Genomic DNA, 22,112 nt, shown 5'->3' with positions numbered 1-22,112 from the left:
GTCGGAATGAACGCGCTGATGGGAATCCGTCGAAAGGTGCTTCTTAAGGCTCAAGCGACGGCCCGGCCGAGCCAGTCGGCGAACCTCACCTCGCCAACGCGCGCTGCGCTGCCTGCCGTAAGCGACAGATCGTTGAGTACTGACCCGAAATAGCGCGCGTGAACGTCCGGGACGACTTCGCGCGGATCCTTCTTGGCGGCGAGGAAACGACGAACGCATTCATCGAGGCTGATCTTCTCTGGCCCGCCCACCTCGACGATGCCGTTCACCGGCGCCCCAAGCGTCACGTCAACCAAGGCCGCCACGACGTCATCCGACGCGATCGGCTGGAATAAGGCCGGCGACAGGCGGATCGTCTTTCCGTCTGCAGCGGATTCACCGATGGCGCCGACGAATTCGAAGAACTGTGTCGCGCGCAGGATCGTGTATGGGGTCTTCGATTCCTTGATCAGCTTTTCCTGGGCCAGCTTCGCGCGGAGGTAGATATTGTCCGTGAGGCGGTCGGTGCCGACCACCGACAAGGCGACGTGATGGCCAACACCCGCCGCAGCTTCCGCCTTCATCAGATTGCGGCCCGACTTTTCGAAAAATTCCATAACCGCCTTCTCTTCGAAGGAGGGCGAGTTCACCACGTCGACGACGATGTCGGCGCCGGCCAACGCATCCGCCAGCCCTTCGCCGGTGACGGAATTGACACCGGAGCTGGGCGACGCCGCGAGGACGTTATGGCCGAGTGCCTGCAGCTTGTTCACGACCTTGCTGCCGATCAGGCCGCTGCCGCCGATGACCACGATTTTCTTCGATGACTTATCTGCACACATGGGATCCTCCTGTCTGATTTTCGCCGCGACCAAATTGATCGACGCAGTTTGGTCGATGTGGCGCGGTCGATGTGTGGAGGATGCCTGCAGGCCGCCCGGAAGACTTTGTAAAGGGCTTCAATCGCCCTTGGATTTGGCTCCAATATTTGTCCAAAAAGCCTGGGCGCCGCGGTAATATTCCCAAGGCCATCGGCTATGGCAGGCAAATATCCGCTTTGTCCGTCATCCCCGGGCTTGACCCGGGGATCTGCCGGCAACAGCTCGGCGGCGGGACCTGATCCTCGGCCGGTTTGTATCAAGGCTGGGCCCGAGGATGACGAATTGAGAAGAGCACCGTATGCAATAGCCCCAATGTCGGCAGGCGGGCCAGCAGCCTGCCTGAGGCAAAAACAACGTATTCTCAATGCCTTGCCGCAATAGAAGCCATCGCGGGGTCAGGGAGTGCCGACGTGCAATTCGCTTTCGACAATTACCTGCTCGATCCTGATCGGCGGGAACTCACGCGTGGATCCGAGGTGGTCGCCATCGGACCGCAAGTCTTCGATCTGCTGCTCTATCTGCTGCGGAACCGTGACCGCGTTGCCAGCAAGGACGATCTGCTGGACGCGGTGTGGGGCGGGCGGATCGTCTCTGAATCGACCCTCACTTCCCACATCAACGCGGCGCGAAAGGCGATCGGCGACACCGGTGCCGACCAGCGCCTGATCCGCACGGTCTCGCGCAAGGGCCTGCGCTTCGTGGGCGATGTCCGGGAAACAAATTCGTCGGATCGGCCCAGCGTCACGGTGGCGCAACCCGCCGGACCCACTGGCACATCCGCACCCCCATTGGCCCTGCCCGACAAGCCATCGATTGCCGCCCTGCCGTTCCATAATCTCAGCGGCGATCCGGAGCAGGAATATTTTGCCGACGGCGTGGTCGAAGACATCACCGCGGCACTGTCGCGCATCCGCTGGCTGTTCGTCGTCGCGCGCAATTCGAGCTTTACCTACAAGGGCCGCGTGGTGGACGTAAAGCAGGTCGGCCGCGAATTGGGCGTCCGCTATATCCTGGAAGGCAGCGTGCGCAGGTCAGCGAACCGGGTCCGCATCACCGGCCAGCTCATCGATGCGACCACAGGCGCCCATATCTGGGCGGACCGGTTCGAAGGCACCCTCGACGACATCTTCGACCTGCAGGATCAGATCACCACCAGCGTCGTCGGTGCGATATCGCCGGAGATCGAGCGGGCGGAAATCGAGCGGGCCAAGCGGAAGTCCACCGAAAGCCTTGATGGGTATGACCTTTATTTGCGCGGCATGGCGCAATTTCATCGAGGAACCCGGGAGGCGATCGACGAGGCGCTGCCGCTGTTCTATCAGGCGATCGACCTCGATCCGGACTACGCCTCGGCCTATGGCATGGCCGCCTGGTGTCACTTCTGGCGCAAGATCAACGGCTGGATGACGGATCGCACGCAGGAAATCGAGGAAGGTGCCAGGCTGGCCCGCCGCGCGGTGGAACTGGGCAAGGACGATGCCGCGGCGCTGACGCGCGGCGGCCATGCGCTCGGCCATTTCGGCGCCGATCTCGACAGCTGCATTGCCTTGCTCGACCGGGCGCTGATGCTCAATCCGAATTTGTCGGCCGCCTGGTATCTCGGCGGCTTCCAGCGCGTGGCGCGAGGCGAGCAGGACGATGCGATCGAGCATTTCGCGCGCGCCATGCGCTTGAGCCCGCTCGATCCGGAGATGGTGCGCATGCAGGCCGGCATGGCGCTGGCGCATCTCTTCGCAGGACGCACCGATCAGGCATCGTCCTGGGCCGAGAAGGCATTCACCAATCTGCCGAGCTTTCTGCTGGTGGCCGTCATCATCGCGGCAAGCCATGCGCTCGCCGGTCAAATGGACGATGCACAGCGGGCGATGCTCCATGTACGAAGGCTGGATTCCGCTCTCCGGATCTCCAATCTCAAGGATTGGCTCCCGCTCAGGCGACCGGAAGACCGGGCCACACTCGCAGACGGCCTTCGCAAAGCCGGGCTGCCGGAGTGAGTTCTAAGCTGCCAGCATCCGGCTTGCCGGCAGGCGCACCGTCACGGTCGTTCCCTTGCCTTCCTCGCTGTCGATCGTCACGGCGCCGCCATGCAATTCGGCCATCGAGCAGACGATGGTGAGGCCGAGGCCGGTGCCGGTTTCGGCCGAACGGGTGGCGCTGGCCCCTTGAACGAAGGCTTCGCGCACGGCGTGAATCTCGTGCCTCGGAATGCCCATGCCGGTGTCGCGCACCACCAGCTGCGGTGCCCCGTCGACGCCACGGTCCGTGATGATCTCGACGCTGCCCTCGCTCGGCGTGAATTTAAGGCCGTTAGCGACCAGGTTGACCAGGATCTGGCCGATGGCACGCCGGTCCGCCATGACGCGCGGCAAGGGCCTGCGGATGTTGGCGAGCTTGACACCCTTGGCATGTGCCTGCTGCTCCAGCATGGCGCAGGTTTCGGCGGCGATCTCGCCAAGATCGACGCTCTCCTCGCGCAACTGGTACTGGCCCGCTTCCAGCTTGGAGAGATCGAGGACATCATTGACCAGCAGCAGCAGCATGTGTCCGCTATTGTAGATATCGCCGAGATAGCCCTGATAGCGCTCCGACCCGATCGGGCCGAACACCTGCCGGTCCATGAGTTCGGTGAAGCCCAGGATGGCGTTCAAAGGTGTGCGCAGTTCGTGGCTCATCTTCGCCAGGAACATGGATTTGGCGCGGTTGGCCGATTCCGCCTCGCGCCGGGCCCGGTCGAGATCGACGGCCAGCTGCTCCAGCTTGCCGGTCTGCTTCTTGATTTCCGTGACGCTGCGCGAAATGCCATGAAGATGCGTCACCCGCCCATGGATATCGCGCACCGGCAGCAGCCTGGTATCGAACCAGTGCACGCCGGTCGGGCTGTCGAAGGCATATTCGTAGCGGATCGGCTGGCCGCTCGTGACGCATTGCCGGTAGAGCGCGCACACTTTTTCGGCAAGGTCGGGCGGCATGATGTCCTGGGGCGTCACCTCGCGAAATTCGCCGGGCTGCTTGTTGATGACCGCCAGCGCCGCCGGGTTGAGTTCTTCATAGACGAAGCGGTCGCCCTCCACCCGGCAGACGAAGATCGGGTCGTCGCTCACGGAGAAGAAGGCGCGCATGCGGTCCGCCAAACGCCGCGCGTGGCTCTCGGCCTGCAGCAGCACGTCGCGTTCCTTAAGCAGGAAGCTCTGGCGGATGATGGCCAGGATCGCCACCAGGATGGCGCCGCCATCGATCACCAGCTGCAGGGCCCGCGGCATATCGGGCAGCACCGTGGTGAGCACGATGCCCGCACAAGCCAGCAGCACCAGGATCATCGGCAGCAGATAGCGGATCGTGCCGGCGATGCGGTCATAGGTGAGGCTGAGCGACGGCCGCAGGCGCCAGTTGGCGGCGGCATAGCCACTGATCAGGCTGGCCACCGAGAACATGGCATTCAAGCCCTTGCCCGTGCCGACGGTATTGTTCAGCACCAAGGCGTTCCACAGCATCCAGATGAAGCTGATCGCGGTGAGGCCGCATAGCAGCATGATCCACGGCATGTCGCCACGCGGCCGGGTCATCAGCACCAGGACCAGGGCACAGCAGATGGCGCCCAGCAGGCCGAAGGGATAGGCAACCATGACCGCAAGCTGCAGTGTGCCCAGCATGCCATGCTTCGGCAGATAGAGGGCCAGCACAATGGCCAGGACACCAACCGACAGCGCCGCCGCGTCGAGGCCGTAGGCGCGCCGGTCGGCAGCAGCGGTGCGGTTGCCCAGCGCCGCCGTGAACCCGACCGCGCAGAACGGCCCCATCAGCATGTAGAAGAGGTCGGATGGACCTGGAAAGAAGTTCCAATCGAGATAGGCCTGGAGATCCCAGAGAAGTTGCCCGGCGGCATAGCTGGTGAGGCCGCAGGCGAACCAGAAGCGCGCCCTCTTATCGGCGGCGGGATCGCCAGCGCACTCCCCAGGAGTTTTCCCGGGAACTTTCCCAGCCTGCTCTGTCGGCGCATGGCGATAGCCAAGCCAGGCGATCCAGGCCGCAGCCAAGGTCGCCACCGTCCAATGCACATTGTCAAAGAAGGCGGTGTAGAGAGGGCTGGGGGCGACATAGGCTGCACCCACCGCCAGCGCGACGATGATTCCGGCGCCCAGCAGGATCGGGGTGATGGTCGAGGTCTGCTTCTGCACCGATCCAAATCCCCGGCTACTGTCCATATCGGGCATTCTTTGGCATCGGCGCATATCGGGCGGCAAGCTGGTCGCTGGAGCGGCGACGCCAGGCTCCATACTGGGCCTGAAGTCTTACGAGACTCCTAACGAACTATTACGCGCCGGCACGACGGCACATCAACCTGGCCGGCTTCCCAGCCTAGATTCCTAGGATGAATTTTTGGGCGCGCATGATCTCGAAAAAATCGGCGCTCGCGAATTGCACGGTCCGGCGGCCGATATGCTTGGCGCCCGGATACCAGGCGGCGCGATAGGCATCGGTCGGGTTGTTGAACTCGACCTCCAGCACGGTCTCCTTGGGCACCGGCAGCAAGCAGCTCTTGCGATCGAGGCTCATCGCCTTCTTCACCCCGGCCTTGATATTCGCCCGTGCAACAGYGGGCGCCAGCGAAATGGTCGACCGGCCGAGCCCCTCCAGCACCGGCACCGTCACCATGTTCGGGTTGAGCCTTTGCGCATCTTCGCAGATCGCCTTGTCGCCGGAGAGAAACACGGCAGGCACATGGTAATAGGCGGCCGCTGTCGCATGCATGTGGAACTCGGACGCCGGCACGCCATTGAGGCGCAACTCATTCACCCGCAAATTCATGGTGTGTGCCAGCGGATTGGTCTCCGCCCCGGCACGGGAATGATAACCGGTGAACACCACCGCGTCGAAACCGCCGTCGATGCCCTGCACCATGCTGAGCGGCGTCCCGCTCCAGCCGCGGATGATGCGGACGCAGGATGGCAGATTGGCCGTGATGATGTTGCGCCCGGAATCATGGGCATCCTTCAACAGGATCTCGGTGGCGCCGCCTTCGATTGCCCCCTCGATCGCCGCCAGCACCTCGCCCGTCATCAGCTCGCGGATTTCCGGATAGGAAAAATGCTTCTTGTCGGCTTCGTCCCAATGGGTGATGCCGGCAGTGCCCTCAATATCGCTGCTGATGAAAACCTTCATGATGCATTCCAATCATACGGTCGTAAAAGATCCCGCCGCGATTGATGCATGAATGATGGCGGAAATGCAATTGGAGCGAGGTTCCCCCTTCGTCATGGTCCGCGAAGGCGGGCCATGACGATAAAAGGGCGTCAATCCCCGGCACTCTTGCGCTCTTCCTTGCGCCGCACCACGAAATCATTCAGTGCCTCGACCACCGCCACATCCAGCGGCGGTGGCGTATAGACATGCAAGGCCTGCTGCCACACCGCCGTCGCCCGCATGGTGGCATCCTTGGCGCCGTCCTCGGACCAGTTGGGATAAGAGCGCCAATCTGCCAGCAGCGGTTTATGAAACGCCGTCTGATAGCGCTCCAGCGTATGCTGCGCGCCGAAGAAATGCCCGCCTGGGCTCACCTCGCGCTGTGCATCGAGGCCCAGCTCGGCATCGTTGACGATGAAGGGCTGCACCAGGGTCGCCATCAAATGCAGCATCTCGACATCGAGCACGATCTTCTCGAAGGAAGCACAGAGACCGCCTTCCATCCAGCCGGCACCGTGATAGACGAGGTTCGCCCCGCCCATGACCGAGGACCAGAGCGACATCTGCGATTCATAGGCCGCCTGCGCGTCCACCGTATTGCTGGCGCTGGCATTGCTGGCCCGGTAGGGCAGGCCATAGCGCCGCGCCAATTGCCCGCCGCACAAAGTGGCACGCGCATTCTCCGCGGTGCCGAAAGCGGGTGCCCCGGAGCGCAGATCGACATTGGACGTAAAGGCGCCGTAAACCACCGGCGCCCCCGGCCGCGTCAGCTGGGTGAGAACAATGCCGGCTAGGGCCTCCGCATTCTGCTGTGCCAAGGCCGCTGCGAGAGAGACCGGCGCCATGGCGCCCATCAGGGTGAAGGGCGTCACCACCGTGGCCTGGCCCCAGGCGCTCATCGCCATCAACCCGTCGCTCATCGATTCGTCGAAACGGCGCGGCGAGTTGACCGAGATGATGGTCAAGAGCGATGGATCCTCGATGAGATCTTCCCGTCTCTTGCCGCGCGCGATCGCCATCATGTCGATGCCGTCGAGCGCCCGCTCGGCGCCGATCGCCGTGCAGTGAAAGACCTTGTCCGAATAAGTGAGATTGGCGAGATAACAATCGAGATGGCGGCTCACCGCCGGCAGTTCCTGCGGCGCCGTCGGCTGGTTGCCAAGAAGGTGGATGATGTCGAAACTCTGCGCCAATTGGATGAGGCGCTGATAGTCGGGGAGATTGCCGGCGCGCCGCCCGTTGATGCGATCCTCGACCATGGGCGGGCCGGCGACCAGGCTGAAGGCAAGGCTGTCCCCGCCCAGCTCAACAATGCGGGCGGGGTTGCGCGGCGTCAGGCGAAAGCTTCCGGGCGCGGTCTTCAGCGCCTCGGCCACCAGCTCCGCCGGAATGCGCACCTGGCCGGTGCCATGGTCGACCTTGGCGCCGGCCTTCTGGAATGCATCCCGCGCCTTCTTCCCCATGAACTCGATGCCGATCTCATCCAGGATAATGAGCGACGCGCGGTGGATCGCCTCCAATTGTTCCGGATCCAGCGGCTCAATAGGCTTCAGGCTGCGATGCAGGATGGCGGGGAAATTGCCCTGGGCGAGACCGGCATCCCGCGGGCGGCGTGGATGATCGGCATCCGGACGCCGGCGCCGTGCGGAAACGCGGGCGCCGCTTTCGCTCTCACTGGCCATGTTGTTTCTGTCCCGTCCGTTTTCCTCCGTCATCCCCGGGCTTGACCCGGGGATGACGCATGGAGTTGGGACCGACCTTACCGAGGTGCGTTCAGCCTGAACAGAATGCCTATGAGAATTTATCCACTAGCGCGATGCGCTTTGCGCAATACCGCATCGCATCATCAGACAAATCGCCATTAGCCGAAATGACCGGCCTGATAGTCCGCGAAAGCCTGCTCGATCTCGGCACGGGTGTTCATGACAAAGGGACCGGCACGCGCCACCGGTTCGCCGATCGGCCTTGCAGCCAGAATGAGAACACGCGCGCCATCCGGCCCGGCCGTGATCTCGATTTCGTCGCCGGGACCCATCACCCCCATCTGCGTGGTGCCAAGGTCGAGGCCACCGATGGCGGCCGACCCTTCGAAGACATGAGCCAGCACAGTCGCTTCCGCATCGACCGCATGCCGCCATGCCGTGCCGGCAGGCAGCGTGACATCGACCAGCAGCGGCTGGCGCGAGACGCCGTTGACCGGCCCGGCAATGCCACCGGCCGTACCGGCCACGACTTTCAGGACAATGCCGTTCGCCAGCGTCTTTGCTGGAATCTGATCCGGCCGGTAATCCTGATAGCGCGGCGCCACCATCTTTTCCGCCGCCGGCAGATTGATCCAGATCTGGAACCCGCGCATCAAGCCATCGGTCTGTTCCGGCATTTCCGAATGGACGAGGCCCCGCCCCGCGGTCATCCATTGCGCGCCGCCGGGCTCCAGGAGGCCGCTATTCCCCTTATTGTCGAAATGGCGCATGAGGCCCGCCAGCATATAGGTGACGGTCTCGAAGCCGCGATGCGGATGGTCCGGAAAGCCGCCGATATAGGTGCCTGGATCGTCCGAGCCGAATTCGTCGAACAGCAGGAAGGGATCGATCTGCATGATCCCCTGCACCGGAAACAGGCGCTTCATATGCACGCCCGCCCCGTCCGATGTCTCCTGGCCGGTGATGATATGCTGGGTCTCTCTGATCGCCATCGCGGCACCTCATTCTGGAATTCTCATACCTGGCCCTAAAATAGGGTTCGCAGGCGGTGCGAACAATAAGTCGCCTGGTCACCTAATTGTTTACCCGATCGGGACAATCTTTTTGGGCTTTCAAGGTCTTTCCAGCGCATCTTTATAAGTGCAGAAAGCGCTGTCATTTCAATTCTTTACGCAACTCTCGCGGGTTTGCCGAAAATTAATTATATCGGCGTAGCGTTTTTGCATGAAAGGTCTTTCCCGTATGGCGGGAATGCACCGCGGAGCCGGAGCATCTTTCAATATTCATGGCTCTACCTTCTGGGGAGAAGTGCAATGCGCCTTGCCACCAAGATTCCCGCCGCTGTCGTGATGCTTCTTTGTCTCGCAGTTGCCGCCGTCGGCATTGTCGCTGTGTCCTTTGCGCAAAGCGCCCTCAAGAAATCCGCGGAAGAGAGGCTTCTGGCGCTGGCCGATGCGCGCGGTGCGGCCCTCCATGATTATCTCGCAGCGATCGAGGAAGATCTCAACCTGCTCGCGGCGGATGGCGTCACGATCCAGGCAATGGCCGGCTTTACCCGCACCTTCGCGCTCCTCGGCGGCGATACCGCACGCGGGCTCTATGTCGATAACAATCCCAGCAAGGGCAAATTGTGGGAGCTCGATGCCGCAACCGACGGGTCGGATTACAGCACCATGCATGGCAGCTTCCACCCATGGTTCAGGACCTATGCCGAGACACGCGGCTATTATGACATCTTCCTGATCTCATCCGCCGGCGACGTCGTCTACTCCTATACCAAGGAGCCCGACTACGGCACCAACCTCGCCACCGGCAAATGGAAAGAGTCCGGCCTAGCCGCTGTCTGGCGCCAGATCACCGAGGGCAATGGCAGTGTTGCCAAATCCTTTGCTGATTTTGCCGCCTATGCCCCCAGCAACAATGTGGCGGCAAGCTTCATCGGCGCGCCGATCAAGCGCGGCGACAAGGTTCTCGGCACGCTCGTCTTTCAAATGCCGATCGGCCGCATCAACGCCATCATGCAGCGCGCCGAGGGCATGGGGGAAAGCGGCGAAACCTACATTGTCGGCCCGGATCATAAGATGCGCAGTGATTCACGGTTCCTGAAAACAGGTGAAACCTCGATTCTCGTCCAAGAGGTCCGCACCGCGGCCGCGGATTCCGCCCTGGCCGGCGAGAGCGGCGTTGCCGAGGGCCTGGATTACCGGGGGATCCCCGTCGTCTCGGCTTTCAAGCCGCTCGAGGTCGAAGGCGTCAAATGGGGCATTCTCGCTGAGATCGACAGCGACGAGGTCTATGCCGCAGCCCATGAGACGCGCAATTACATCATCGGCATCGGCCTCCTTGCCCTCATCATCGCGGCCTTGTTCGGCTTCTTCGGCGCACGCACCATCACCAGGCCACTGGGTGGCCTCTCTGGCACGATGGCGACCTTGGCCGACGGGAAATATGATGTGACCGTCCCGGCGACGGCGCGCCAGGATGAGCTGGGCGACATGGCCAAGGCCACCGAACAATTCCGCGGCAAGCTCATTGAAGGCCGCGCGCTCGCGGCGGAACAGGCGGCGCAGCAGGAACGCCAGATCGACCGTGGCAAGCGCATGGAAAGTGCGGTGACACAGTTCGACACGGCGATCGGCGTCGTGGTCGAGGCAGTGAGTGCCGCGGCCACCGAATTGCAATCGACCGCCCAGGCAATGTCGGCAACAGCGGAAGAGACCGCGCAGCAATCGAATGTGGTGGCCGCCGCCGCCGAGGAGATGACCCAGAACGTGCAGACCGTGGCCTCGGCCACCGAGGAACTTTCATCCTCGATCCACGAGATCAGCAACCAGATCACCGAATCCAACCGCATTGTCGGCGACGCCGTCGCTCAGGCCGACACCACCAATGACCGCGTCAAGGCACTGTCGGCCGCGGCCGAGAAGATCGGCGACGTGGTGACGCTCATCAACGCCATCGCCAGCCAGACCAATCTATTAGCCCTGAACGCCACCATTGAGGCCGCCCGCGCCGGGGAAGCCGGCAAGGGCTTTGCCGTGGTGGCATCGGAGGTCAAGAACCTCGCCATGCAGACCGCCAAGGCCACCGAGGAGATCGGCGGCCAAGTCCGCGCCATCCAGCAATCCAGCGAAAGCTCGGCCGACGCCATCCGCGGCATCACCCAGGTGATCGGCCGGGTCAGCGAGATCTCCACCGCCATCGCCTCGGCGGTCGAAGAACAAGGGGCTGCCACTCAGGAGATTTCGCGGAACGTGCAACAGGCCGCCGCCGGCACCAGCGAGGTCTCCGCCAATATCGGCGGCGTCACCGAAGCCTCGCAACAGACCAGCCTCGCCTCCGGCCAGGTGCTGACCGCCGCCGCCGAACTCGCCAAAAACGGCGCCATGCTGCGCCGGGAAGTGGAAAGCTTCCTGCATGTGGTGAGGACGCTTTAAGGCGTCTTCTTTTATCTCCGCGCTAAGGCACTGCCCCTGCGAACTCACTCCCTCTCCCCTCGCGGGAGAGGGTCGGGGTGAGGGGGTGGAAAGACCGGGCTCGTTGATAGAGCCCCTCACCCTACCCTCTCCCGCGAGGGGAGAGGGTTATCCGACCGAGCAATAGTTTGCCCGGTCATTCGACCTCAACCAGCTATTGCTTCTTCACCATATCCGCCAGGAAGAACCTTCCCAGCGGGCTCCGGTAAAAACCGTCGATGTTCCGCCGCGTCACATCGCGCGAACGTCGAGCAGGAACTTGTCGACACTGACACCGAGGCTTGACGCCTGGGCCGCCAGGGACTGAGAGACATTGAGAACATCTGACGAAGAGCGTCCAGATTCGCCAGCCGCCATTGTCACGCCGCTGATATTGGCTGACACCTCGCGCGTGGCCGCCGATTGTTCTTCGACCGCACCCGAGATCGACGTGCTGATCTCACTCACCTGGTTGATGATTTTCCCGATCTCGCCAATGGCTGTTGCCGTGGCTTGGCTCGACTCTTGAATGCCTTTGATCTGCTGGGCAATTTCATCGGTTGCCTGCGACGTCTGATTGGCGAGCGATTTCACCTCCGAGGCGACAACAGCAAACCCTTTCCCCGCATCGCCGGCGCGCGCGGCTTCAATGGTCGCATTGAGGGCAAGAAGGTTTGTCTGACTGGCAATGTCGTTGATCATCTGGGTTACATTGCCGATTTTTTCGGCAGCGGTGACGAGGTCGCTGACCATCTTGCCGGAATTCTCGGCGCGCGAGACGGCAATGCCGACCACACGCGTCGCTTCGGCAAGCTGTCTGGCAATCTCGCTCACGGATGCCGACAGCTCTTCCGTCGCGGTGGCGACGGTATTCGACTGCTGGCTGGTTTGTTCCGCCGCCGCTGCCAGCGACTGTGCGGTTTTTTCCATACTATGGGCCGACGTTGAAATGTCATCGACCAGCGCTTTCACGCCGGTTTCAAAGTTTTGCGCCAAGGCCTCGTTTTCCGCCTTGCGTTGCGACAGGTCGGTGGCAAATTTTACCACTTTGCAGGGATTTCCATTGGCATCCAGCACCGGATTGTAGGAAGCCTCCAGCCAGATTTCTTTCCCGCCCTTTGCAAGGCGCTTGAACTGACCGGCCTGGAACTCACCCCGGTGCAGCGCCTCCCAGAACTGCTTGTACTCTGAGCTGTTCTTATACTGAGGTTCGACAAACATGCTGTGGTGTTTGCCCTGTATTTCCTCAAGCCGGTAGCCCATCGCTTTGAGAAAATTGTCGTTCGCCGTGATGATCGTGCCATCGAGATTGAACTCGATCACGGCCTGCGATCTGGAGATGGCTTCGACCTTGCCAAGCAGGTCGGCATTGACTGCTTTTTGGACGGAGATGTCAGTCGCAATCTTGACGACTTTCACCGGCCGGCCGCGACTGTCGAAGACGGGATTGTAGGATGCTTCAAGCCATACTTCTCTCCCGCCCTTCGCGAGGCGCTTGAACTGGGCAGCCTGGAATTCACCACGCCGCAGAATATCCCAGAATTTCTGATAGTCGGCGCTCGCTTTGTATTGCGGCTCCACAAACATGCTGTGATGCTGCCCCTTTATTTCGCTAAGGCTGTATCCCATGGCTTTGAGGAACGGCTCATTCGCCTTGATGATCGTGCCATCCATGTTGAATTCAATGATGGCTTGGGACCGGTTCAAGGCGCCAAGGATGGCAGCGGCATCACTACGAAATATCGACATTGTCTGTGACCTCAATGACGTTGCAAAGAAACGCAATCAATCTCCGCGCGGAACAGGGTCGGTTTCATGAGTTGCGCTAGGCGAGACGCGATCAGATGCGGCACCAACCTGTGAATGCAACCCGGTAGACACTGCCACCAGCGCTTCTCTAAAATCTGCGCCAATAGCAGATAATAAAAGATTAAATATCGATCAGGACTAGCGTCCTGCGTCTCTTCGTCCAATGAGAGTCATCGATGATGAGACATTCGTATAAAAATTGGCCCACCATGAATTGCGGGATGACTTTGACGCGTCGGCAGTACCCGCACCGCTCTGAGTAAAAGGGGCGAATAGAGCGACCCGCGAATAGACGCTCTCGCCGCAGTCACCCTCGCACTTAATGTTGGGGGCTAAGTGTTTCTCTGTGAGAGGCATCAGCTCGCGGATGCCTTTGGTCAAACTGGGCATAACGGCGGGTATGGTGCCGCGTTTTAAGAAAACGGCCGGGCAATCTCTTGCCCGGCCGTCGCAACAATCGATGCGATAAGCCGCTATTGCTTCTTCACCGTATCCTCGAGGAAGAACCGGCCGAGCGGATTCTGGTAGAAGCCTTCGACGTTTTTGCGACTGACGTTGCGATAGGGGCTGTAATAGAGATCGATCCAATGCGCCTCGTCCTTGGCGATGGTCTGGATCTCGATATACATGGCCTCGCGCTTCTTCGGGTCCATCTCGACGCGGGCCGCGGCCACCAGCTCCTTTACCTTGTCGTTCTTGTAATGGGTCATGTAGTTGTTGTTGGCATCATGGCCCAGCACGAAGGTGGTCTTCTGGTCCGGGTCGATGACGTCATTGGTCCAGTAATTGGTGGCGATATCGTATTCGCCATCCACTTCCATCTGCCAGCTTGAGCTTGGATCGACTTTGCTGATGTTGACCGTGACGCCGGCCTTGGCCAGCTGCTGCTGGATGAGGATGGCGGTCTGTTCCGCCACTTCGTCGCCGGCATCGACGATGTAGTTCAAGGTCAGATCGCTGGCACCGGCATCGGCCAGCATCTTCTTGGCGCCTTCCGGATCATAGGGCCGCAGCAGGTTCTTGTCGTTGTGATAGAGGGCGCCCTTGGGGACATAGGAATTGGCGACTTCGCCAAAGCCGAAGGTCGCGGTGTCGACGATGGCCTGCTTGTCGATCGCCATGTCGAGCGCCTGGCGCACCGGAATCTTGGCCAGGGTCTCGTTGCGCTGATTGATCAGGAGATGATCCTCGCGCGTCGAGGGATCGAGCTCGACGGTGAGGTTGGGATCCTTCTGCAGCTCGGCGATGCGCGAGAACGGCACGAAGATCGCCGCGTCCAGTTCGCCGGCCTGGACCTTCAGCATGCGGGTATTGTCGTCGGGGATCGAGATCCATTCGACGCCATCCAGCTTCACCCGGTCGGCTTCCCAGAAATTGGGGTTCTTCTTCAAGACGACTTTCTCGCCGCGCTTCCATTCGCCAAGCTCAAAGGCGCCCGATCCCAGCGGATGATCCATGATCGCGTCCTCGCCCTGGGCGGTGACATATTTTTCAGAGAGGACCGAGGCACCAGGCATGGCGAGCGAGGCCAGGAACGGCGCTGCCGGCTGCTTCAGCGTCACCACCAGCGTGCGATCGTCCTTGGCTTCCGCGGTCTTGATCACCTTGTAGGTATCGGCCCAGAGCGAACCGGGATTGTCGCGGATGCGCAGCAGGGTGAAGGCACCATCCTTGGCCGTGAGGGGCGAGCCGTCGGAGAATTTCGTGTCGCGGATCTTGAAGGTATAAACGAGCCCGTCGGGCGAGACTTCCCAGCTTTCGGCAAGACCCGGTTCCAGCTTGGTGCCGGTCTTGTCGACACGGACCAGCACATCAAAGACGTTCGAGAACACCCAGAAATCGGTATTCTGCGTGGTCTTGATGGGATCGAACGTGGTGCCGTCCTCGCGCCGGCCGATGCTCAGCACACCGTCGGCCTCCGCCATACTCGTCCCCAGCGTCAGCAACGCGAACACACTGGCCGCACAGATACTCAACCATTTTTTCTTAAGCATGGATCCTCTCCCTTGTTTGACGATCGTTGGTTTGTTGTTCCGGATAGAGATGGCAAGCGACATGGCAATTATTGACGAAGCGCTGCGCCGGCACCGGGTCTTGGGTGCACATCGCCATCGCGTCGGGGCAACGCGGGTGAAAGGCACAGCCCGTGGGCAGGTTGAGCGGGCTCGGCGGTTCGCCGCCCAGCGGATCGGCTGGCAGGCCGCGATCCGGGTCGATCTCCGGAATGGCGCGCATCAGTGCCTTGGTATAGGGGTGCTGCGGATTGCCGAACACATCCTCGGTCAATCCTTCCTCGACGATGCGCCCCAGATACATGACGGCGACGCGGTCGCATAACCGCCGTACCACGCCAAGATCGTGGGCGATGAAGATGAGGGCAAGATTCATCTTCGCCTTGAGCTCGATAAGCAGGTTGATGATCTGCGCCTGGATTGAGACATCGAGTGCTGCCACGCATTCGTCGGCGATAATCAGCTTGGGATCTATCGCCAGCGCCCGCGCGATGCCGGCACGCTGGCACTGCCCGCCGCTCAAGGCCGCGGGGCGGCGGCTGGCCAAATTCGGCGACAGGCCGACCAGCTGCATCAGCTCGGCCACGCGCGTCTTGATTTGGGTGGGCGGCACCTTGCCATGCACGCGCAGCACCTCGGCGATGGCGTTGCCGATGGTCAGGCGGGGATTGAGGGCGTTGTAGGGGTCCTGGAAGATCATGGCAGTTTCGCGGCGCAGGCGTGCGATGCCCGCCGCGTCGGCGCGTGCCACGTCGATGCCGTCGAAGAAGGCGCGGCCCTCGGTGATATCGCCAAGGCGCAAGAGTGCGCGCCCCAGCGTGCTCTTGCCGCAGCCGCTTTCACCGACCAGGCCCAATGTCTCGCCGGCCTTGAGCTCGAACGACACCCCATTGACCGCACGCACCAACTTCTTCTTCTGCCCCAACCCGCCACCGGCCTTGAAATGCACGGCAAGATCCTCGACCCGCAGCAAGGGGGCGCTCATGGCTGCATCTCCGCGGTGACAGGACAGGCCGCCAGATGCTGTGCGGCGCGCTGCACCAAAGGCGGCACCGCTTGCCTGCAGCTCGGTCGCGCAAGATCGCAGCGCGGGTGGAAGCGGCAGCCATCCGGCATGTCGCCGGCGCTGGGCGGCTGGCCCGGAATGCTCGGCAGCAACCGGCCATCGAGCTTGTGGCCCGGCTGGCAGGCGATGAGCCTTGCGGTATAGGGATGGAACGGTGCCTTCAAGACATCGCGCTTCGGCCCCGTCTCGACGAGGCGCCCGCCATACATGACGGCGATGCTGTCGCAGGCCTGCGCCACCACGCCAAGATCGTGGGTGACCAGGATGATCGACAGGCCTCTTTTGTCGCGGAGATCCAAGAGCAAGCGCAGGATCTGCGCCTGCACGGTGACATCAAGGGCGGTGGTCGGTTCATCGGCGATGAGGAGTTGCGGATCGCAGGCGAGAGCCGCAGCGATCATCGCACGCTGGCGCATGCCGCCGGAGAATTCATGGGCATGGCCCCGCGCGCGGCGTTGCGGATCCGGGATACCCACTTGCCGCAGCAGATCAATGGCTTGGCCCCAGGCCTCGGCACGGCTGACACCCCGATGCACCAGAATGGATTCCGCCACCTGATCGCCAATGCTCATGACCGGGTCGAGATGGCTCGCCGGGTTCTGGAAGATCATGCCGACCGACGATCCCCGCTCGGCGCGGATCTCCGCATCCGACATTTTCGCGAAGTCGCGGCCCTCGAAGATCACCTCGCCTTCGCTCAAGCTGAGGTTGGCGCCCGGCAGCAATCGGAGGATGGCGCGGCAGGTAACGCTCTTGCCCGACCCACTCTCGCCGACCAGTCCCAGCACCTCAGCCCGACCGACGGAAAATGACACTTGTTCTACAATGTCGAATAGCTGGTCGTGCCGGCGCGCTGTCACCCGCAGATCCTTGACTGATAACAAAGGATTTTTTGTGAGAGTGCTTATCATTCGCGTATACCAAGCCATTCGCCGAGGCCATCGGCCAACAGGCTGAAGCCCAGGGCCATGACGACGATGGCAAAGCCCGGGAAGGCGGTGATCCACCAGGCGGTGGTGATGAAGTTCTGCCCCTCGGCGATCATGATGCCCCACTCCGCCGTAGGTGGCTGGACGCCGAGGCCGAGATAGGAGATGGCGGCACCGTTCAACACCACCAGCACCACGTCCGACATCGAGAAGACGATCGAACCGGTGAGCACATTGGGCAGAATGTGGCGGAAGAGGATGCGCGGATGGCTGTAGCCGAGGCTGCGCGCCGCCAGCACGAAGTCCGCGGATTTCAGCACCAGCACCTGGGCGCGGATGAGGCGTGCGTAGGAGACCCAGCCGACGAGGGCCATGGCGATGTAGAAGCTGGACAGGCCCGGCTTCAGGATGGCGATGATGGCCAGCATCAGCACGAGGAACGGGAAGGCCAGCACGATGTCGACGATGCGCATGGCGACCGCATCCACCGCGCGGCCGGCATAGCCGGCGATGGCGCCGACGGTGGTGCCGATGATGAACGGAAAGGCGACGCCGATCAGGCCCATCTGCAGATCGATGCGCGCACCCCAGATAATGCGCGAGAGAATGTCGCGGCCGAAATTGTCGGTGCCGAACGGATAGGCCCAGCTTGGTCCCTGCAGCTTGACGTCGAGATTCTGCGCAATGGGATCGAACGGCGCCACGAGCGGTGCGAAGATCGCGATGAGAATGATGAAGCCGATCAACCCGGCGCCGAGATAGAGCGGCAGCGGATAGCGGCCGAAACGCGGCAGCCAGCCGGGTCGCGATGAGACCGCGGCGACGCTCACAACTCCACCCGCGGATCGATGGCGACGGTGAGCACGTCAGCAAGGAAGTTCACCAGCACGGTCGCCACGGCAAAGATCATGGCAACCGACTGCACCACCATATAGTCGCGGGTGAAAATGCCGCGCACCAGGAGCTGGCCCATGCCGGGGATCGAGAACACGGTTTCGATGACCACGCTGCCGCCAATGAGCCAGCCGATATTGACGGCAAGGAGGTTGATCGCCGGGATGACTGCGTTGGGCAGCACATGGCGCCAGAACACCCGCGATTCAGCAAGCCCCCGGGCCCGTGCCGCCGTGGCGTGATCGGACGCCAACTCCGCGATCATGCTGGCGCGCAGATTGCGCGTGATGACGGCGGACAAAGCGAGGGCGACGGTGAAGCAAGGCAGCACCAGATGATGGAGCTGATCGGCCAGCGTGTCGCCCCAGCCCGCCACGGGGAAGAGGTCGAGTTTCACGCTGAAGAGGATGATCAGCATGATGGCGAGCCAGAAGGGCGGGAAGCCGAGGCCGGCGGTCGAGAAGAGGCGGATGGCATGGTCCGCAACGCGCCCGCGTTGTGTCGCGGCCAATGACGCCAACGGAATGGCGAGCAACAACGCCAGCAATACGCTACCCAGGATCAGCGCCAAGGTCGGGCCGACCCGTTCGATCACCAATTGCAGCACCGGGACCTTGTAGAGGATCGACTTCCCCATGTCGCCGAACCCGAGATTCTTGAGGAAGTAGGCATATTGCAGCCAGATCGGTTCATCGAGGCCGAACTGCGCGCGGATGCGAGCGATGGCTTCCGGGGTCGATTTGGCCCCGAGGAGCACGCGGGCCGGATCACCGGGAATGAGCCGAACCAGCACGAAGGTGATGATGCTGATACCGAACAGCACCGGAATGAGCTGTAGCGGCCGGGTGAGGATGAAGCGATAGCGATGCAGGGACATCTGCTTCTGTCAGCTTTGTCTTAACTGCGGTGACGTTGCAGGAAGTCGATCAGCACCGGGTAATAGGCATGCGGCTCCTCGTAGAAGGGCATGTGGCTGCTGTTCGGGAACACATGCAGTTCGGCATTCTTCAAATGCAGCTTCATGCGGAGCGCGCAGGCCGGCGTCAGCTCGTCATGCTGGCCGGTGGTGATGAGCACGGGACAGGGAATCTTGTGGAGATCGGGCACCCGGTTCCAATCTTTCAGATTGCCGGTATAGAGGAATTCATTGGGCCCCTGCATGGTGCCATAGGGTCCCATGTTCCAATCGTCGAGCGAACGCTTGACCGGCGCCGGCCATTCCTCGAGCCTGCAGACATGGCGGTAATTGAGGATGGTGACCGCGGCCTGATATTCGGGATGATTGAGTGTGCCTTGCGCCTCGTGCCGCTGCATCATGGCCACCGTCTCGGAGCCCAAAGCATCGCGCAGGCGCATCAACTCGCCGATGAGATGCGGCATGTCGGCATTGGTATCTTCGAGGATCAGGGTCTTCAGATTCCGGGGATGCGTCACGGCATATTCGATTGCTAGCCAGCCGCCCCAGGAATGACCAAGGAGATGCACCTGGCCAAGATTCAGCGCCATGCGGATTGTTTCCACCTCCGCCACGTAACGCGTGATGTTCCACAGTTTTTCGTCCGTAGGGCGGTCGGAAGAACCGGTGCCCAGCTGGTCGAAGGCAACCACGCGATAACCTTGATCAATGAGACAGGAATGCGCCTCGCGCAGATAATCGCAGGGCAGGCCCGGACCGCCGTTGAGCAGGAGAACCGTTTCCGGCCCCCTGCCAAAACTGTAGGCCACGACCTTGTAGCCATCGACGGTGATCTCATGCCGCTCGTCGGCGGCAATCTCGCGCCACATACCCGTCCCTCTCGCGTCAACCCGGCCAGTCACGGCCAACCTGTCATGCCGCGCGCTCTTGAAGAGCGGCGCGCGTGCGGCGCAATGCTAGGGCTTTCGCAGTTGCGATATCAAGCGCATTCGCTGCCGGAATGACAACAAGATGGAACTTAGTGCGGTAGGCGGGACCGAGCTTGACGCGTGCGCGTGTGGGTTTGACAGCGAGGGCGATGTGCACCCTCTCCCCTTGCGGGAGAGGGTGCGAGCGACGCGAGCGGGTGAGGGGGATCTCTCAGCGAGTCCGATCTCTCCACCCCCTCACCCCGACCCTCTCCCGCGAGGGGAGAGGGTCGGGGTGAGTCCATATTGGGCGTACCGAGTATCACCCAAACCTTGTCAGATACCGCTCCGCCAGTTCGCACGTCCCGACGCTGTAACCCGGTCCTTCCGTACGCGCGAGGTCGGTTTCGCTGTGGGAGCCCATCCAGGCGAAGAGGGTGAGGCGGCGCAGCAGGACAAAAGTCCAGATCTCGTCCTCATCCGCCTTGGGCAAGGCGCGCTGGCGGCGATAGCCTTCCTTCCAGGCTTCCATGAGATCCGGCACGTCGGCGCGGTCTTCAAAGAAGCTGACCGCCGTCGCGGCGTCGTAGAGAAACCAGCCCAGGCCCGAATCGTCAAAATCGATCACCCGCACGTCGCCCTCATGCAGCAGCAGATTGGCGAGGCGGAAATCGGCGTGGATATAGCCATAGCGGTTGCGGGCCTGGCCAAAGGCGATGAGTCTTTTTTCAAGGAGATCGACGGCGCGCTGAATGAGCTGCACGCGGCCTGGCGTGCAATCCGGGCCGTGGCGCCAATCGCCCCAATTGGGCAACGTGCCCACCGCATGGGCAAAGTCCCAGGACAGGCGTTCGAAGAAGGCCGGACGGGTCCAGGTCTCGCTATGATTGTGACAACGGGCGGTGACCTCGCCCAATTGGCGGAAGGGGGCGATGAGATTGTCCTGCGGCGGTTCAATTCCGTCGATGAATGCGAACAGCACGCAATAGCGCGGTTCATCGAGCGAAGGATGTGAGATGGCCTGAATGTCACTGCCGTCCAGCGCCGGAATGGCCTGTGGCGTCTTCACACCGGCGTCCGCCTGCAAGGCCCGCATCCAGGCGAGCTCGCTGCGGATGCCGTTCAGGGAATGATAGCCGGCCCGGTGCACCCGCAGGATCACCGGCCGTGCGGCACCGGCTGGCGTGACGCGGTAGGTCCAGTTTTCCGAATGATTGATCAGCGTGAGATCAGCCCCGCCAAGACCCCAGCGCGGGAGCGCGGCGGCAGCGATGTCATCGATGATAGGTGTGAGGGTGGCAGAGGTGAGCGGTGAGCTCATGAGTCGGTATTGCTCCGGAATTTGCAGGTGAGGTGGCCGAGTGTCCTAAAAACCCGTCATCCCCGGGCGGAGACCCGGGGATCCACGAGTGCCGCGGATGGTGTGGATGCCCGGGCCAAGCCCGGGCATGACGGGAAAACAAAAGAGATCATGTTGGCCCGGTGAGTTTGAAGCGAACGTCAGTTAAGTAAGTCAGCTTCGCCCGCGCTTTGGCGATGGCGCCGTGATCGAGTTCGGCGAGGATCACCGCGGGCTCGTCGCCGGCGCGCGCCAACTGCTGGCCGTCGGGGCCGATGATGCACGACAGGCCGGCATAGTGCCAATCGGCCTCGGACCCGGCCTGGTTGGCGTAGGCGAGGAACAATCCGTTTTCCAGCGCGCGCACGGGGATCATCATCTCGGCGATCTGGGCCCAATGCTTGCGTAAAGCCGTTGGGGCGATGACCAGATCGGCACCGGCGGCGGCACAGGCACGCACCGATTCCGGAAATTCGACGTCGTAGCAGATGAGCGGTGCCACCTTGAAGCCTTTGAGATCGAAGGTCACGATCCGGTCGCCGGCGGCAAAGACATCACGCTCATCGTCGCTGGGGAGATGCAGCTTGCGATAGAGGGCAAGCGCTTTGCCATCGCCACCAAACACCTGCACGGCATTGTAGACGAGATCACCCGCGCGTTCCGGAAAGCCATAGAGAATGGCGACACCCGTTTCCGCCGCCAGGGCTGCCACCTTTTTCGCAAAGGGGCCGTCGGCCGGTTCCGCGAGGCGCTGCATGTCGGCAGCCGGGATGCGATAGCCGGTCTGGAACAGTTCCGGCGTTACCAGAAGATCGGCGCGGCCGGCCAGATGGCGCGCCACTTCGGCAAGTGCGGTGAATTGCCATGCGGTGTCGCCCGGCACGGAATCATTCTGCAACAGCGCAAGGCGCATCGCGGTCCTCATCGATATCTGTCACCCCAGCTGCATCGCCCCAGAAACGTCGTCCTAGAGACGTCGTCCTGGGGGGACGGCCATGTGGGTCGTTCCTATACACGATCTTCGCCGGCCGGGCAGGTGC

16 protein-coding genes are annotated in these 22,112 nt (G+C 62.0%); 2 read left to right on the top strand and 14 right to left on the bottom strand.

Annotation, left to right across the window (positions count from 1 at the left end):
- Window positions 1-50: 50 nt before the first annotated feature.
- Complete coding sequence (locus tag AC1DWZ_RS06630; protein ID WP_477168084.1) at window positions 51-821, bottom strand: SDR family oxidoreductase; 771 nt, start codon at window positions 819-821, stop codon at window positions 51-53.
- A 449-nt stretch (window positions 822-1,270) separates the two neighbouring features.
- On the opposite strand from AC1DWZ_RS06630, the gene AC1DWZ_RS06625 reads away from it, so the two are divergent.
- A complete protein-coding gene (locus AC1DWZ_RS06625; protein WP_477168083.1) occupies window positions 1,271-2,854 on the top strand; it encodes a winged helix-turn-helix domain-containing tetratricopeptide repeat protein in 1,584 nt (527 codons plus the stop codon).
- A 3-nt stretch (window positions 2,855-2,857) separates the two neighbouring features.
- On the opposite strand, the gene AC1DWZ_RS06620 is transcribed toward AC1DWZ_RS06625, so the two are convergent.
- From AC1DWZ_RS06620 to AC1DWZ_RS06605, 4 genes are all read right to left on the bottom strand, one after another.
- Complete coding sequence (locus AC1DWZ_RS06620; protein WP_477168082.1) at window positions 2,858-5,035, bottom strand: PAS domain-containing sensor histidine kinase; 2,178 nt, start codon at window positions 5,033-5,035, stop codon at window positions 2,858-2,860.
- A 181-nt stretch (window positions 5,036-5,216) separates the two neighbouring features.
- The gene (locus tag AC1DWZ_RS06615; protein ID WP_477168081.1) at window positions 5,217-6,020 is read right to left on the bottom strand and encodes a M55 family metallopeptidase; all 804 of its coding nucleotides are present in this window, start codon (window positions 6,018-6,020) and stop codon (window positions 5,217-5,219) included.
- Between the two features lie 131 nt (window positions 6,021-6,151).
- A complete protein-coding gene (locus tag AC1DWZ_RS06610) occupies window positions 6,152-7,723 on the bottom strand; it encodes a trimethylamine methyltransferase family protein (protein WP_477168080.1) in 1,572 nt (523 codons plus the stop codon).
- Between the two features lie 179 nt (window positions 7,724-7,902).
- Window positions 7,903-8,736: a pirin family protein gene (locus tag AC1DWZ_RS06605; protein WP_477168079.1), complete on the bottom strand. Its 834-nt coding sequence runs from the start codon at window positions 8,734-8,736 to the stop codon at window positions 7,903-7,905.
- Between the two features lie 321 nt (window positions 8,737-9,057).
- On the opposite strand from AC1DWZ_RS06605, the gene AC1DWZ_RS06600 reads away from it, so the two are divergent.
- The gene (locus AC1DWZ_RS06600) at window positions 9,058-11,181 is read left to right on the top strand and encodes a methyl-accepting chemotaxis protein (RefSeq protein ID WP_477168078.1); all 2,124 of its coding nucleotides are present in this window, start codon (window positions 9,058-9,060) and stop codon (window positions 11,179-11,181) included.
- A gap of 270 nt (window positions 11,182-11,451) precedes the next feature.
- Here the strand turns inward: AC1DWZ_RS06600 and AC1DWZ_RS06595 are convergent, their stop codons facing one another.
- From AC1DWZ_RS06595 to AC1DWZ_RS06555, 9 genes are all read right to left on the bottom strand, one after another.
- Window positions 11,452-12,948, bottom strand: coding sequence for a methyl-accepting chemotaxis protein (locus tag AC1DWZ_RS06595; RefSeq protein ID WP_477168077.1), 1,497 nt, complete (start codon window positions 12,946-12,948; stop codon window positions 11,452-11,454).
- A gap of 533 nt (window positions 12,949-13,481) precedes the next feature.
- The gene (locus AC1DWZ_RS06590; RefSeq protein ID WP_477168076.1) at window positions 13,482-15,002 is read right to left on the bottom strand and encodes an ABC transporter substrate-binding protein; all 1,521 of its coding nucleotides are present in this window, start codon (window positions 15,000-15,002) and stop codon (window positions 13,482-13,484) included.
- Window positions 14,995-16,005 (bottom strand): ABC transporter ATP-binding protein, encoded by a 1,011-nt coding sequence (locus AC1DWZ_RS06585; protein WP_477168075.1) that lies wholly within the window; start codon window positions 16,003-16,005, stop codon window positions 14,995-14,997. The genes AC1DWZ_RS06590 and AC1DWZ_RS06585 overlap by 8 nt, the downstream gene beginning before the upstream one ends.
- Window positions 16,002-16,946 carry an ABC transporter ATP-binding protein gene (locus AC1DWZ_RS06580; protein ID WP_477168074.1) on the bottom strand — a complete coding sequence of 315 codons (945 nt, stop codon included), beginning with the start codon at window positions 16,944-16,946 and terminating at the stop codon, window positions 16,002-16,004. Before AC1DWZ_RS06580 ends, AC1DWZ_RS06585 begins: the two co-directional genes overlap by 4 nt.
- A 47-nt stretch (window positions 16,947-16,993) precedes the next feature.
- Window positions 16,994-17,845, bottom strand: coding sequence for an ABC transporter permease (locus AC1DWZ_RS06575; protein ID WP_477168073.1), 852 nt, complete (start codon window positions 17,843-17,845; stop codon window positions 16,994-16,996).
- Window positions 17,842-18,786 carry an ABC transporter permease gene (locus tag AC1DWZ_RS06570; protein WP_477168072.1) on the bottom strand — a complete coding sequence of 315 codons (945 nt, stop codon included), beginning with the start codon at window positions 18,784-18,786 and terminating at the stop codon, window positions 17,842-17,844. The genes AC1DWZ_RS06575 and AC1DWZ_RS06570 overlap by 4 nt, the downstream gene beginning before the upstream one ends.
- A 20-nt stretch (window positions 18,787-18,806) precedes the next feature.
- Window positions 18,807-19,694, bottom strand: a complete 888-nt coding sequence (locus AC1DWZ_RS06565) for a proline iminopeptidase-family hydrolase (protein WP_477168071.1) — start codon at window positions 19,692-19,694, stop codon at window positions 18,807-18,809.
- A gap of 361 nt (window positions 19,695-20,055) precedes the next feature.
- The gene (locus AC1DWZ_RS06560) at window positions 20,056-21,054 is read right to left on the bottom strand and encodes a phosphotransferase enzyme family protein (protein ID WP_477168070.1); all 999 of its coding nucleotides are present in this window, start codon (window positions 21,052-21,054) and stop codon (window positions 20,056-20,058) included.
- A gap of 148 nt (window positions 21,055-21,202) precedes the next feature.
- Entirely contained in the window at window positions 21,203-21,985 is a 783-nt protein-coding gene (locus tag AC1DWZ_RS06555) for a carbon-nitrogen hydrolase family protein (protein WP_477168069.1), read from the bottom strand.
- Window positions 21,986-22,112: the final 127 nt, after the last annotated feature.

The organism is Dongia sp. P2_B8 (assembly GCF_056404715.1).
Note: the sequence above shows the minus strand (reverse complement) of the source record. Positions and strands in the feature narration are given on the sequence as shown.

Bases quoted from the DNA above. Each gene is read 5' to 3' on its own strand.
- AC1DWZ_RS06570 (WP_477168072.1), bottom strand. From the start codon at position 18,786: ATGTCCCTGCATCGCTATCGCTTCATCCTCACCCGGCCGCTACAGCTC.
- AC1DWZ_RS06605 (WP_477168079.1), bottom strand. From the start codon at position 8,736: ATGGCGATCAGAGAGACCCAGCATATCATCACCGGCCAGGAGACATCG.
- AC1DWZ_RS06585 (WP_477168075.1), bottom strand. From the start codon at position 16,005: ATGAGCGCCCCCTTGCTGCGGGTCGAGGATCTTGCCGTGCATTTCAAG.
- AC1DWZ_RS06630 (WP_477168084.1), bottom strand. From the start codon at position 821: ATGTGTGCAGATAAGTCATCGAAGAAAATCGTGGTCATCGGCGGCAGC.
- AC1DWZ_RS06610 (WP_477168080.1), bottom strand. From the start codon at position 7,723: ATGGCCAGTGAGAGCGAAAGCGGCGCCCGCGTTTCCGCACGGCGCCGG.
- AC1DWZ_RS06555 (WP_477168069.1), bottom strand. From the start codon at position 21,985: ATGCGCCTTGCGCTGTTGCAGAATGATTCCGTGCCGGGCGACACCGCA.
- AC1DWZ_RS06565 (WP_477168071.1), bottom strand. From the start codon at position 19,694: ATGTGGCGCGAGATTGCCGCCGACGAGCGGCATGAGATCACCGTCGAT.
- AC1DWZ_RS06595 (WP_477168077.1), bottom strand. From the start codon at position 12,948: ATGTCGATATTTCGTAGTGATGCCGCTGCCATCCTTGGCGCCTTGAAC.
- AC1DWZ_RS06560 (WP_477168070.1), bottom strand. From the start codon at position 21,054: ATGAGCTCACCGCTCACCTCTGCCACCCTCACACCTATCATCGATGAC.
- AC1DWZ_RS06600 (WP_477168078.1), top strand. From the start codon at position 9,058: ATGCGCCTTGCCACCAAGATTCCCGCCGCTGTCGTGATGCTTCTTTGT.
- AC1DWZ_RS06590 (WP_477168076.1), bottom strand. From the start codon at position 15,002: ATGCTTAAGAAAAAATGGTTGAGTATCTGTGCGGCCAGTGTGTTCGCG.